15 protein-coding genes are annotated in these 12154 nt (G+C 72.5%); 12 read left to right on the top strand and 3 right to left on the bottom strand.

Features of this window, described 5'->3' with window-relative positions; all coding sequences use genetic code 11:
- The first annotated feature begins 99 nt into the window (after positions 1 to 99).
- The 11 genes from HYV93_02205 (at position 100) to HYV93_02255 (ending at position 9626) form a co-directional block, all read left to right on the top strand.
- A complete protein-coding gene (locus HYV93_02205; GenBank protein MBI2524773.1) occupies positions 100 to 1848 on the top strand; it encodes an ABC transporter ATP-binding protein in 1749 nt (582 codons plus the stop codon).
- Complete coding sequence (locus HYV93_02210; protein MBI2524774.1) at positions 1796 to 3631, top strand: ABC transporter ATP-binding protein; 1836 nt, start codon at positions 1796 to 1798, stop codon at positions 3629 to 3631. The genes HYV93_02205 and HYV93_02210 overlap by 53 nt, the downstream gene beginning before the upstream one ends.
- 34 nt (positions 3632 to 3665) lie before the next feature.
- Positions 3666 to 4010 carry an MGMT family protein gene (locus HYV93_02215; GenBank protein ID MBI2524775.1) on the top strand — a complete coding sequence of 115 codons (345 nt, stop codon included), beginning with the start codon at positions 3666 to 3668 and terminating at the stop codon, positions 4008 to 4010.
- On the top strand, positions 3995 to 5023 hold the full coding sequence (locus tag HYV93_02220) for an LLM class F420-dependent oxidoreductase (protein MBI2524776.1): 1029 nt from the start codon (positions 3995 to 3997) through the stop codon (positions 5021 to 5023). Before HYV93_02215 ends, HYV93_02220 begins: the two co-directional genes overlap by 16 nt.
- Complete coding sequence (locus tag HYV93_02225; protein ID MBI2524777.1) at positions 4993 to 5499, top strand: YbaK/EbsC family protein; 507 nt, start codon at positions 4993 to 4995, stop codon at positions 5497 to 5499. Before HYV93_02220 ends, HYV93_02225 begins: the two co-directional genes overlap by 31 nt.
- Before the next feature lie 167 nt (positions 5500 to 5666).
- Positions 5667 to 6428: an SDR family oxidoreductase gene (locus tag HYV93_02230; protein ID MBI2524778.1), complete on the top strand. Its 762-nt coding sequence runs from the start codon at positions 5667 to 5669 to the stop codon at positions 6426 to 6428.
- A complete protein-coding gene (locus HYV93_02235; protein MBI2524779.1) occupies positions 6428 to 7375 on the top strand; it encodes a hypothetical protein in 948 nt (315 codons plus the stop codon). The genes HYV93_02230 and HYV93_02235 overlap by 1 nt, the downstream gene beginning before the upstream one ends.
- The gene (locus HYV93_02240) at positions 7372 to 7518 is read left to right on the top strand and encodes a redoxin domain-containing protein (protein ID MBI2524780.1); all 147 of its coding nucleotides are present in this window, start codon (positions 7372 to 7374) and stop codon (positions 7516 to 7518) included. The genes HYV93_02235 and HYV93_02240 overlap by 4 nt, the downstream gene beginning before the upstream one ends.
- A gap of 9 nt (positions 7519 to 7527) precedes the next feature.
- Complete coding sequence (locus tag HYV93_02245; protein ID MBI2524781.1) at positions 7528 to 7839, top strand: redoxin domain-containing protein; 312 nt, start codon at positions 7528 to 7530, stop codon at positions 7837 to 7839.
- Between the two features lie 385 nt (positions 7840 to 8224).
- Positions 8225 to 8722 (top strand): SRPBCC family protein, encoded by a 498-nt coding sequence (locus HYV93_02250; protein MBI2524782.1) that lies wholly within the window; start codon positions 8225 to 8227, stop codon positions 8720 to 8722.
- Positions 8715 to 9626, top strand: coding sequence for a deoxyribonuclease IV (locus HYV93_02255; protein ID MBI2524783.1), 912 nt, complete (start codon positions 8715 to 8717; stop codon positions 9624 to 9626). The genes HYV93_02250 and HYV93_02255 overlap by 8 nt, the downstream gene beginning before the upstream one ends.
- Here HYV93_02255 and HYV93_02260 read toward each other — a convergent pair.
- Together HYV93_02260 and HYV93_02265 are read right to left on the bottom strand one after the other, a co-directional pair.
- Positions 9610 to 10251 (bottom strand): endonuclease III, encoded by a 642-nt coding sequence (locus HYV93_02260; protein ID MBI2524784.1) that lies wholly within the window; start codon positions 10249 to 10251, stop codon positions 9610 to 9612. The genes HYV93_02255 and HYV93_02260 overlap by 17 nt on opposite strands.
- A 32-nt stretch (positions 10252 to 10283) precedes the next feature.
- Positions 10284 to 11018 carry a tetratricopeptide repeat protein gene (locus HYV93_02265; protein MBI2524785.1) on the bottom strand — a complete coding sequence of 245 codons (735 nt, stop codon included), beginning with the start codon at positions 11016 to 11018 and terminating at the stop codon, positions 10284 to 10286.
- Positions 11019 to 11101: 83 nt separating this feature from the next.
- On the opposite strand from HYV93_02265, the gene HYV93_02270 reads away from it, so the two are divergent.
- A complete protein-coding gene (locus HYV93_02270; GenBank protein ID MBI2524786.1) occupies positions 11102 to 11578 on the top strand; it encodes a DUF4149 domain-containing protein in 477 nt (158 codons plus the stop codon).
- Here HYV93_02270 and HYV93_02275 read toward each other — a convergent pair.
- On the bottom strand, positions 11552 to 12124 hold the full coding sequence (locus HYV93_02275; GenBank protein MBI2524787.1) for a TetR family transcriptional regulator C-terminal domain-containing protein: 573 nt from the start codon (positions 12122 to 12124) through the stop codon (positions 11552 to 11554). The two genes, HYV93_02270 and HYV93_02275, sit on opposite strands and share 27 nt — an antisense overlap.
- Between the last annotated feature and the right edge of the window lie 30 nt (positions 12125 to 12154).

The following is a 12154-nucleotide window of genomic DNA, read 5'->3' on the forward strand; positions in this document are numbered from 1 at the left end:
GGTGCCGCCGGAAACGCAACCGAAGTGGGGCCGGGCGGCGTGTCGGATTGCAAGACCTGACCCCGTAGTGGAGGAGCGGCGGGCGATATACTGAGGGGCGTGTCGCCCGCTCGACGGCTGCTCCGCTACCTGCGCCGCTATCGGCTCCGCTACGCCTGCGGCGCCGTGTGTCTCCTGCTGGCCACCGTGTTCTCGCTGGGCATCCCCTGGACGGTGAAGGCGGCCGTGGACGCGCTCGGGGCGAGCCGGGATCTTCACGCCATGGTGACTTACGCCGCCATCATCGTCGCGCTGGCGGTGGCCCATGGGGCGGCGCGGCTTGGGTCGCGCTTCACCATGATCGGCGCCGGGCAGTGGGTGGAGCATGACCTTCGCCGCGACCTCTACGCCCGGCTGCTGCGGCTGCCGGCGACCTTCTACCACTCCCACCGCACGGGAGACCTGATGTCGCGGGCCTCCAGCGACATCTCGGCGGTGCGCACGCTGGCGGGCTTCGGCACAACCATGCTCACCTCCACGTCACTGGCCTTCGCGGGCACGCTCGTCGCCATGTGGAGCATCGATCCCCGGCTCACGCTGTACGCGCTGGCCCCCTCGCCGGTGCTCATCCTGGCCGCCCGCCGCTTCAGCCGGAGCGTGGAGCGGCAGTCGACGGCTGTGCAGGAGCAGCTGGGCGCCCTCTCGGCCAAGGTCCAGGAGAACCTCGCGGGCATCGCCGTGGTCCGCGCCTATACCATGGAGCAGCGCGAGATCGCGGGCTTCGGCCGGCTCAACGGCGAGTACCTGACCCGGAGCGCCCGCCTGGCGCGGACGCAGGCGGGCTTCTGGCCGCTCATGGGGCTCATCTCGGGGATGGGCACGCTCATCATCCTCTGGCTCGGCGGCAAGGCCGTCGTGGATGGCCGGATCACGCTCGGGGCCTTCGTCGCCTTCAACGGCTATCTCGCATACCTGGCCTGGCCCACCGTGGCACTGGGGTGGACGCTCGGAAACTTGCAGCGGGGGCTGAGTGCCATGCAGCGCATCGCCGAGGTGCTGGACGCACCGGCGGAGGCGGAGCCGGACGGGGCCGAGGCGGGGGATGCGCGGCGGCTGCCGAGGGGAGGCCTCCAGTTCAGCGGTCTGTCGTTCGCCTACGAGGGGCGGGCGGCACCCGCGCTTCGCGATGTGAGCTTCACGGTGCCCGAGGGCGCCTTCGCGGTGGTCGTGGGGGCCACGGGAAGCGGCAAGTCCACGCTGGGCGCTCTGGTCTGCCGGCTCTTCGAGCCGCCGCGCGGGACGCTCTTCGTGGGCGGCACCGACGTGCGCGAGCTGCCGGTCCGGCAGCTGCGCCGGACCGTGGGCTACGTACCGCAGGAGGCGTTCCTCTTCTCGCGCTCGCTGAGGGACAACCTGCTGCTGGGTGACGGGGCGGCTGGTCACGAGCGGCTGTCGGCGGCGGCGGCCGCCGCCGGGCTGGCCGCCGAGGTGGAGGGGTTTCCCGAAGGCTGGGACACGGTCGTGGGGGAGCGCGGGCTCACGCTGTCCGGGGGCCAGCGCCAGCGAGCGGCCCTGGCGCGGGCGCTCGTGGGCGAGCCGGCGTTTCTCGTCCTGGACGATCCGTTCGCCTCCGTGGACCCCGGGAAGGAGTGGGAGATCCTGCAGGCCCTCCGCGGCGCGCGGCGCGGGCGGACGACCCTCCTGATGACACACCGCCTGCTCGCCGCCGAGGAGGCCGACCTCGTGGTGGTCCTCGATGACGGGGAGGTCGTCGAGCAGGGCCGGCACGCGGATCTCCTGGCGGCGGGCGGAGCCTATGCACGCCTCTGGCGTATCCAGCAGATCGAGAGCGAGCTTGAGCCAGACTGAGCCCGACCACGAGCTCCTCGGCCGGGCCTACGACGGGCGGCTCATGGCGCGGCTCTGGGCGGTCACGCGCCCGCACCGTCCACTCGTGTTCCTGTCCATGGCCCTGTTCCCCCTGGCCGCGGCCGCGGAGCTGGTACAGCCGTACCTCGTCAAGGTGGCCATCGACGAGCACATCCTCAGGGGGAACTGGGTGGGGCTCGGCCGGATGGCGGGCCTCTTCCTCCTCACGCTCGTGGCCCTGTATCTGCTGCGGGCCGCGCAGTCCTACGTGACCCAGATCACCGGCCAGCGCGTCATGCACGACCTGCGGGAAGCGCTCTTCGCGCACCTGCAGCGCATGCACGCAGGCTACTTCGACCGGAACCCGGTGGGCCGGCTGATGACCCGCGTGCTCAACGACGTGGAGGCGATCAACGAGCTGTTCACGAGCGGCGTGGCCGCCGTGGTCGGCGACATCGTGACGCTCGTGGGCGTGGTGGTCATCATGCTGTCCATGAACTGGCGGCTTGCGCTCGTCACCTTCGCGCTGGTGCCCGTGCTGGTGCTGGCAGCGGGGTACTTCAGCCTCAAGGCCCGCGAGAGCTACCGCCTCGTGCGGGCGCGGCTGGCGCGGCTCAACGCCTTCCTGCAGGAGTCGCTCCAGGGGATCACCGTGATCCAGCTCTTCGCCCGGGAGCGGGAGGAGGCGCGGCTCTTCGGGGCGCTCAACGGCGACCTGCGCCGGGCGCAGTTCCGCTCGACGTTCTTCGAGGCCTCGCTCTACGCCGGGGTGGAGGCCCTCGGCTCCATAGCCGTGGCGCTGCTTCTCTGGTACGGGGGAGGAGAGGTGGTGGTGGGGGCGCTCACCTTCGGCGGGCTGGTCGCCTTCCTCGAGTACACGAACCGGTTCTTCCTGCCCATCCGGGACCTGGGCGCCAAGTACACCGTGATGCAGGCGGCGACGGTCTCCTCGGAGCGCGTCTTCGGCCTGCTGGACACACCCCCCGGGATCGCGGGCCCGGCCGGCGCCGGGCTCGCCCGCCCCGCCGACCCTGGCGCCGGCACGCCCACCGTGGAATTCCGCGACGTCTGGTTCGCCTACCAGGGCGAGCAGTGGGTGTTGCGCGACTGTTCCTTCACACTGGCGCGGGGGGAGCACGTCGCGCTGGTGGGGCCCACGGGCGAGGGCAAGTCCACCATCGCGCGGCTCCTGACGCGCGCCTACGACGTGACGCGGGGCCAGGTGCTGGTGGAAGGCGTGGACGTGCGCCAGTGGGACCTGCTGGCGCTCCGGCAGCACGTGGGCCTGGTCCCGCAGGAGGTCTTCCTCTTCGCCGGCACCGTCGAGGAGAACCTGACGCTGGGCCGTGACGGCGCCGTGCCGCACGCCGAGCTGGCGCGTGCGCTGGAGCGCGCCAACGCGGCGCGGCTCGTGGAGGCACTGCCGCGCGGTCTCGCGGAGGAGATCCGCGAGCGCGGCGTGAACCTCTCCGGCGGCCAGCGTCAGCTGCTGGCCATTGCCCGCGCGCTCATCTATAATCCTCGCGTCCTCGCGATGGACGAGGCGACGTCCAGCGTGGACGTGGAGTCCGAAGCGCTGATCCGCTCGGCGATGGGCGAGCTACTGGAGGGGCGCACCACCCTGGTCATCGCCCACCGCCTCTCGACGATCCAGAGCGCGGACCGCATTCTCGTCCTCCACAGGGGGCGGGTGCGGGAAGCCGGGCGCCACGCCGAGCTGCTCGCCGCGCAGGGCCTCTACGCCAGGCTGTACGAGCTCGAGCTTGGGCGCGAGCGGCGGTGACCGTGCGGGCCGCGCCGCCGCCGGAGCTCGCGGGATGCAGTTCCGGCGGGCCGTGTGGAGGCTGGTCCGCGAGATCCCGGCGGGCCGGGTCGTGACGTATGGGCAGATCGCCGCGCTGCTGGGCCGGAAGGGAGCGGCGCGCGCGGTGGGGAAGGCCATGACGCGCTGCCCACCCGGCGTGCCCTGGCACCGAGTGGTCAATGCGCGGGGCGGGATCAGCCGCCGGGCGAACGTGGAGAGCATGCTCACCCAGCGGATTCTTCTCCAGCAGGAGGGGGTCCGGGTGCGAGGAGGGATCGTGGCGATTTCCCGACACCGCTGGGGAGGCCCTGGTGGCTCCGGGCTCCCGAGGAGGACACCGCGATGCGTCTCGGGCTGAACATCGGCTACTCCGGCTCCAACGCGGGTGTCGACCTGCCGCTGATCCAGGAGGCGGATCGGCTGGGCTTCCACTCCGTGTGGTCGGCCGAGGCCTACGGATCGGACGCGGTGACGACCCTCACGTGGGTCGCGGCGCAGACCCAGCGCATCCGGGTGGGGACGGCGATCATGCAGATCCCGGCGCGGACGCCGACGCTCACGGCCACCACCGCGCTGACGCTGGACCAGCTGTCCGGGGGGCGCTTCCTGCTGGGCCTGGGCGTCTCCGGCCCGCAGGTGGTCGAGGGGTGGCACGGCGTGCCGTTCGGCAAGCCGCTCCAGAGGACGCGCGAGTACGTGGAGATCATCCGCGCCGTCTGGCGGCGGGAGAGCCCGCTCACCTTCAAGGGCGAGTACTACCAGATCCCCTACGCGGGGCCGGATGCCTCCGGCCTCGGCAAGCCGCTCAAGTCCATTCTCCACGGCCGGGCGGACATCCCGCTCTACCTCGCCGCCGTGGGCCCGAAGAACGTCGCGCTGGCTGCCGAGATCGCCGAGGGCTGGCTGCCGGTGTTCTTCTCCCCCCAGCGGATGTCGGTCTTCCGGCCGCACCTCGAGGCGGGCTTCGCCGCAGCCGGCGGCGGCAAGTCGCTCCCGCGCTTCGACGTCGCGCCGACGGTGCCCGTCGTGGTCGGCGACGATGTGGCGCGCTGCCGGAACGTGATCAAGCCCAGACTCGCGCTCTACGTGGGGGGCATGGGCGCCCGCGGCAAGAACTTCTACAACGAGCTGGTTCGCCGCTACGGCTACGAGGCTGCCGCCGCGCGCATCCAGGATCTCTACCTCTCGGGGAAGAAGGACGAGGCCGCGGGGGCCGTGCCCGACGCGCTCGTGGACGAGGTGGCGCTGTGCGGCCCCAAGGCGCGCATCCGGGAGCGGCTCGGAGCCTGGCGGGAGGCGGGCGTGACGACGCTGATCTGCGGGGTCGGGCAGCCTGAGGCATTGCGGACCATGGCGGAGCTGGTCCTCTGAAGCCGGCGGTGGAGCGCGTGCAGGCGGCCATCGCCGGGCGGGGACTTCACCGGCAGGTGATCGAGCTGGCCGTGCACGCGCGGACCGCGAGGCAGGCCGCGGAGGCGCTGGGCGTGACGGTGGCGCAGATCGCCAAGTCGCTGGTCTTCACGGTCAACGGGGCCCCGGTCATGGTGATCGCCTCGGGCGCCAACCGGGTGGACGAGGCCCGGGTGGGCCTGCTCGCCGGCGGGACGGTGCGGCGCGCCGACCCCGAGACGGTGCGGCAGGCCACCGGCTACGCCATCGGCGGCGTCCCACCCTTCGGCCACCAGACAGCGCTGCCCGTCTACATCGATCGGGACCTCGAGCAATACGATCTCGTCTACGCGGCCGCCGGCGTGCCCGAGTGTGTGTTCCCGCTGACACCGGCCGAGCTGATCCGTGCCACTGGCGGCACCGTCGTCGACGTCAAACCGCAGGGCGACAGCGGCTGACGCCGTGCGAGGGAGCGAACGCGCGTGAACATCCGGCGGGCGCGGGCGGGCGCCAGCCCGGGCGCCCGCGCTGGGTCAAGAAAGCGGGCGCCAGCGCGGGTGCCCGCCGGGTCAAGAAAGCGGGCGGGCGCCAGCCCGGGCGCCCGCGCCTGGTGAGGGGACACACGATGAAGCTCAGGGACAGGGTGGCGCTGGTGACCGGAGCGGGGTCGGGCATCGGCCGGGCCGCAGCGGTGCTCTTTGCCCGCGAGGGCGCGCGCGTGGCCGTGGTGGACATCGACGAGGCCGCCGCCAAGGCGACCGCGCAGCAGGTCGAGCAGGGGGGAGGGGAGGCGATTCCGCTCCGCTGCGACGTCTCGGCGGCGGCCGACAACCAGGCAGTGGTGGAGCGCGCGGTGGCCCGCTGGGGGCGGCTCGACGTCTTCTACGCGAATGCGGGGGTGCCGCAATGGCCCACGCAGGTGGAGAACGTGGAGGAGGCCACTTTCGACCGGATCCTGGCGGTCAACGTCAAGGGGGTGTTCCTCGGCGCCAAGTACGCGCTCGGGGTGATGAAGCGTCAGAAGCGCGGTGTCTTCCTCGTGACCGCCTCGACCGCGGCGATGCGCCCGCGCCCGGGCGGGCAGTGCTACGCCGCGTCCAAGGGGGCCGTGGTGAGCATGACGAAGAGCCTGGCCATCGAGTGCGCGCCGTTCGGCGTGCGGGTCGTCTCCATCGCCCCCGTCGCCACGGAAACCCCGATGCTGCCGACGTTCATGGGCAAGACGGCCGTGGACGACGAGGGGAGGGCCCGCTACATCGCCACGGTGCCCCTGGGACGGCTCAACACCCCGGAGGACATCGCGAGAGCCGCCCTCTTCCTCGCCTCCGACGACGCCGCCATGGTGACGGGGACCTGCGTGGAGGTGGACGGCGGCCGCTGCATCTGATGAAGATCGTCCCGCTGGCAGGCGAGTCGCTGGGCGTGCGCTCGGTGGCGACGTACGTGGAGTGCGGGGCCACGCGGCTCATCATCGACCCGGGCGCCTCGCTGGCGCCGAGCCGGTTCAACCTCCCCCCCGCCGACGCGGAGTGGGAGGCGCTCAAGCGGGCGAACGACCGCATCTCCGGCTACGCGGCCCGCGCCGGGTGGGTGTTCGTCAGCCACTACCACGAGGACCACTTCCGCTACGACCCGGCGCTCTACCGGGACCGCGGCGTGTGGGCGAAGGATCCCGCGCGGATGATCAACCCGAGCCAGAAGGGGCGCGCGCGGGAGCTGTGGAAGGCGCTGGAGGGGCAGTGCCGGCTGGACACGGCCGAGGGCCGGCGGTACGAGACGGCGGAGTGCGTGCTTCACGCCTCGCCGCCGCTGGCTCACGGGGTCGAGGGCAGCGGCTTCGGCTACGTGGTGGCGTTGACCGTGACGGACCGCCGCGAGGGCTTCCGGTTCGTTCACGGCTCCGACGTGCAGGGGCCGCTCTCCGCCGTGGCGGCGGCCTACCTGGCGCGCGAGCGGCCGAACCTGCTGTACCTCTCGGGTCCGCCGGCCTACCTGGAGGCCCGGATCGGGCGCGCCCTCATCGAGCAGGGGGTGGAACATCTGCTGCGGGTGATGGATCGCACGGGGTGCCGCGTGATCATGGACCATCACGCTCTGCGGGACGACGGCTACCCCGAGCGGTTCCGGAGGCTCTGGGAGACGGGCCGGGTCCAGACGGCGGCGGGCTTTCTCGGGCTCGCGGACCAGCCGCTGGAGGCCCGGCGGCGGCGGCTCTGGGAGATCACGCGGAAGCCCGCCGGGCGCATGCAGCCTCGATTGAAGAGCGACAGAGCGTCGGGTAAGATGACGACGCCTCACCCAGTCCGTCGCACAAGGGGGGGACGATCCGGATGAGCGAGACGAGGACGCTGACCATCGGAGATGCGGCTCCCGATTTCACGCTGAAGGGCATCGGCCTCAAGGAGGTGAGCCTGCGGGACTTCCGCGGCAAGACCGTCGTCGTGCTCTTCTATCCGCTGGACTGGACGCCCGGCTGATCCACCTGCATGCCCGCCTTCGACAAGCGTGTGAAGGACTTCGAGGCGGCCAATACCCAGGTGCTGGGTATCAGCACGGACAGCCCGTTCAGCCATGAGAACTGGGCGAAGGCGGTCGGGATCTCGAACTACCCGCTGCTCGCAGACGTGCACCGGAGCGCGGCGAAGGACTGGGGCGTGTACTGGCCCGACTGGAACGCCAACGTGCGCGCGACCTTCGTCGTGGACCGCGGCGGGACCGTCCGCTTCATCGAGCGTTACGCCAAGGGGCAACTCCCCGACCCGGAGAAGATCCTGGCCGAGGTCAAGAAGCTCGGCTAGCGCCGGGTCAACGAACTTCGCCATGGCTCGCTCGTGCTCGCCTGACGGGCAGGTTCGCTCGCCTTGCCTCCGGCTGCGGCTCGCCGAGCCACGTTCTCGATCGGCGCCGGCGCTCAACGTACACCCGCGTACGCCTCGCGCCTCCCCCGGGCCTCGTCTGGCTCGTCCCTTGGCCCCGCGCGTTTGAGGCGGGCCGGGGCGGGGGCCCTCCCCGCGGAACCGTGGCTTCTGCGCGATGCCGGAGCCGAGGACCTCGGTCTCGTGGCTCCTCAGGAGCCATCGCTGCGGGGGGCGATTCAGCGCGTTCCGCGGGGAGGGCCCCCGACCCGGCCGGCCCTGCGCGTTTGACGCCTGCGGGGCGGCCGCGTACTATAGCGCCGCGCGCATGGCCGACTACGTGCTCGAGTCCCGCTTCTGGCTACCCTGTCCTCGCCCGGTCGTCTTCGATTTCTTCGCGGACCCTCGCCACCTGGCACTCGTCCAGCCCCCCTCGGCGCACTTCGCGTGGAGCGCTCCGCCTCCGCGGCGCCTCGAGGCGGGGACGGTGCTCGACTTCACGCTGCGTGTCCTTGGTCTCCGGCTCCGCTGGCGTGTCATGGTGCGCGAGTTCGACGCCCCCTACCGCTTCGTGGACGCGCAGCTCTGGGGGCCGTTCGCACGCTGGGAGCACCGGCACCGGTTCGTGGAGCAGCCAGAGCGCGGCGAGCCCGGCGCGATCATGGGAACGCTCGTCGAGGACCGCGTGACCTATCGGCTGCCGGCGGGCCCGCTGGGTCTGCTCGCGCATGCGCTCTTCGCTCGACGGCGGATCGCGCGGCTCTTCGCCCACCGCGAGGCGCGCCTCCGGGAACTGCTCGCCGCCACCCAGGCGCCGGATGGCTGATCTGCTCGGCGCCCACATGTCCATCGCCGGGGGGCTCGAGCAGGCGCTCTGGCGGGGACGCGAGGTGGGTTGCTCGGTGGTGCAGCTCTTCCTCAAGAATCAGCTGCAGTGGACGGCGCGGCCCTACGCCGCCGACGAGATCGCCCGCTTCAAGGCGGCGTGGAAGGCCACCGGCATGCGCGAGGTGTTCGCGCACGCGGCCTACCTGATCAACCTCGCCGCGCCGCACGCCGCAGAGTGGGCGCGTGCCGTGGGGGCCTTCCACGACGAGCTCGAGCGCGCGGAGGCGCTGGGGCTTGCCTTCGTCATCATCCATCCCGGCTCCCACCGCGGCGCCGGCCTCGAGGGCGGCATCCGGCGGATCGCGGAGGCGCTGGACGAGGCGACCGGACGGACCGCGGGCTACCGGGTGCTGGCGCTGCTGGAGAACACGGCGGGTGGCGGCGCCACCGTCGGGCGGAGCTTCGAGGAGCTGGGACGGATCCTCGCCGCTCTCCGACGGCCCGAGCGCGTCGGCGTCTGCCTGGACACCTGCCATCTCTTCGCGGCGGGCTACGACCTGCGGCGCCCCGAGGGGTACGAGGCGGCCATGCGGCGGTGCGCGCGGCTCATCGGGACGCGGCTGGTCCGTGCCTTCCACCTCAACGACGCGCGCGCGCCGCTGGGCTCGGGGCTCGACCGTCACGAGCAGATCGGCCGCGGGCAGCTGGGGGTTGCCGCGTTCCGGCATCTGCTGAACGACCGGCGGTGGGCGCGCGTGCCGATGGTTCTCGAGACGCCGAAGGAGCCGGAGCCGCGAGCGGACCGCGAGGCGCTGGCGCTCCTCCGCTCGCTCCGCCGGACGGCCCAGCGGGTCCGCGGGCAGCGGGCGCGCCGCCGTCCGGGGCTCAGCGGGAGCGCCTGACGCCCACGCGAGGGCAGAGGGGGCGCACCGGGCAGATGGAGCACTTCGGGGAGACGGGCAAGCAGAGGTTCTGGCCGAAGGCCACGAGGAGATCGTTGTAGCCGATCCAGTGGCGCCGCGGGAGCCGGGCCCGCAGCGCCATCTCGGTCTCCTCGGGGGTACGGGTTGCCACGTAGCCGAGCCGGTTGGAGATGCGGTGGACGTGGACGTCCACGCAGATGCCCGGCTTGTGGAAACCCACGGTGACCACGAGGTTGGCCGTCTTCCTGCCGACGCCCTTGAGCGTCAGGAGCGCGTCGATGCTGTCGGGCACCCGGCCGTCGAAGCGCTCCAGCAAGTCCCGACAGACCCCGAGGAGGACGCGGGCCTTGGTGCGGTAGAAGCCCACGGGGAAGATGGCGCGCTCGATCGACGCCGGCGTCAGGCGCAGCATGGCGCCGGGCGTGTCCGCCAGGGCGAAGAGCCGCGCGGCCGCGGGCCCCGTCGTCTCGTCCTTGGTACGGAGCGAGAGCAGGCAGGCGACGAGCACGCGGAACGGGTCGCGGCGGCGCTCGGCCACCTCCGCCAGCGCCGTCGGGCGCCAGCGGGGCAACTCCGTCCGGAGGCGGGCGATGATCCGGCCGATGGCCGGCCGGGAGCGAGAGGGCCGGGGACCCGTCAGCGACGCTCCTCGAGGCTGTCCAGGAGCTCACGCGCCTGCCTGGAGTCCTTGACGGTCCAGTCCGCGGGATTGCGTGGCGCCTTCTCGTCGAGCACCGCCCGCAGCTCCCGCCGGGCCTCGTCGAGGCGCTTCTTCTTGATGAGAGTCTTCGCCAGCCCCACGCGAAGCCCTGTGTACCTGGGATCCAGCTCGATCCCCTTGCGGAACATCTCCTCGGACTTGTCGAGATCGCCGCCGAAGAGGCCGGGGACTTCCGCATACACGCTGCCTGCCAGCGAGTAGGCGCCCACGAGCTTGGGGTCCAGCTCCAGCGCGGTGCGCATGCCTTCCTTCACGGTGGGCACGAGGAAGAGCGAGCGCATGACCCCCTTCGTCTGTCCCCAGCGCCCCGCGTTGGTGGCGTGCCAGAAGTGGCCCCACGCGTTCCGGGGGGCCAGTTCCACCACCCGCTTGGCCGCCTGCCGGCCGCGGTCATAGGCCTCGAGCTTCTCCTCGACGCTCCGGGCGCGGACATCCCCCCACATGAAGCAGATCTGGGCCAGCGCGAGGTAGTTGTCGATATGGGAGTCCGTCTTCACCGCCTCCGTGAGGCCCTGGTAGAGGCGGTCGAGTCGACCCGGCTCCTCGTGGTAGCGGGCCTCCCAGGCTCGGAGCTCCGCCACCAGCGGCGACTGGGCGGCGGCCCCCACGGCTGTGGCCAGGACGAGGAGCGCTGCGAGGAGTGCTCGCACGCGGCTCATGCTAGGTCGGCCGGGGCGAGGTGTCAACGGCGCCGCTTGAACGGCTGGACGGCTCCCGATATGGTAAGGAGCGCATGCGACAGATCACGATCGTCTCGACGGCCCTGTGGCTCGGGGCCCTGGGCTTCTTCGCCTTCGTGGCGGCCCCGGCGGCGTTCGGAGTGCTGGGGCGCGAGCCGGCGGGGCGCCTCATCGCGGCCGTGATGCCCCGGTATCACTGGATCGGCCTGGCGCTCGGGGTGGTGGCGCTGTGCGGGATCATCGGCCGCTGGGGACGGGGTGGGGCGGCCCTGCTCGACCGGCTTCCCTTCCTCCTCGTGCTCGTGATGCTCGCCCTCACGGCGTGGTCACTGTTCGTGCTCCTCCCGCAGGTGGACGCGCTCCGGCTGGCGCTGCCGCCCGGGCGCGCCACCGAGGCGCTCGCCGCTTCTCCCGAGGCGACGCGCTTCGCGCGGCTGCACAGCCTGTCCACCCTCCTCGGGCTCAGCGTCATGGTCGCGGGCATCGGCGTGCTGCTCCTGGAGTCACTCCGCGGCTGGCCCGGGCGCTGACCCGGGACGGTGTCGGCCCGCGGTGGGCGGCGGCGAGGGCGCTGCCAGAGCCAGGAGCGCGCCGACGATGCGGGCTGGGGGCACCGGGCCTCCGTGGCTCGGCGCCTGGAGCAGGCAGCCCTCCGCGGCGCCGAGGATGATCGCCGCGCAGGCATCGGCGTCGAGATCCGGGCGGAAGGTGCCTCCCGCCACGCCCTCGGCCAGGATCTCCCGGAGGGACAGCCGACTCTGTTCCCGGAGCCACGCCATGGTCAGCCGGTGCTGCTTGTCCTCGCGCGCCCGTGTCCAGCCGGTGAGGAGCAGGTCCGAGAACTCCGGGTCGCTCTCGCCGTAGGCGCCGAAGAGGATCTCGAGGGCGCCCTCCAGCTTGACGCCGGCCGCCTCGGCGCCCCGGGCCACCCGGGCCAGCTCGCGGACGACCGGGAGCCCGCGCTCCTCCACCACCTGGGCGGGCGACGGCCGCGGCGGGCGGCGGGGGACAGTGGCCCGCTCCCTCGCGCCTGTCGCCGCACTCGCCGGCCGCTTGGCGGTCCTCGCTGGTTTCACGGGGGGATTATCCCATGCCCGCGCGCGCAG

It is taken from the genome of Candidatus Rokuibacteriota bacterium (assembly GCA_016188005.1).
GTDB lineage: Bacteria > Methylomirabilota > Methylomirabilia > Rokubacteriales > CSP1-6 > UBA12499.

Bases quoted from the DNA above. Each gene is read 5' to 3' on its own strand.
- HYV93_02215 (MBI2524775.1), top strand. From the start codon at position 3,666: ATGCAGTTCCGGCGGGCCGTGTGGAGGCTGGTCCGCGAGATCCCGGCG.
- HYV93_02255 (MBI2524783.1), top strand. From the start codon at position 8,715: ATGGCTGATCTGCTCGGCGCCCACATGTCCATCGCCGGGGGGCTCGAG.
- HYV93_02235 (MBI2524779.1), top strand. From the start codon at position 6,428: ATGAAGATCGTCCCGCTGGCAGGCGAGTCGCTGGGCGTGCGCTCGGTG.
- HYV93_02210 (MBI2524774.1), top strand. From the start codon at position 1,796: ATGCACGCCTCTGGCGTATCCAGCAGATCGAGAGCGAGCTTGAGCCAG.
- HYV93_02220 (MBI2524776.1), top strand. From the start codon at position 3,995: ATGCGTCTCGGGCTGAACATCGGCTACTCCGGCTCCAACGCGGGTGTC.
- HYV93_02245 (MBI2524781.1), top strand. From the start codon at position 7,528: ATGCCCGCCTTCGACAAGCGTGTGAAGGACTTCGAGGCGGCCAATACC.
- HYV93_02270 (MBI2524786.1), top strand. From the start codon at position 11,102: ATGCGACAGATCACGATCGTCTCGACGGCCCTGTGGCTCGGGGCCCTG.
- HYV93_02230 (MBI2524778.1), top strand. From the start codon at position 5,667: ATGAAGCTCAGGGACAGGGTGGCGCTGGTGACCGGAGCGGGGTCGGGC.
- HYV93_02240 (MBI2524780.1), top strand. From the start codon at position 7,372: ATGAGCGAGACGAGGACGCTGACCATCGGAGATGCGGCTCCCGATTTC.
- HYV93_02250 (MBI2524782.1), top strand. From the start codon at position 8,225: ATGGCCGACTACGTGCTCGAGTCCCGCTTCTGGCTACCCTGTCCTCGC.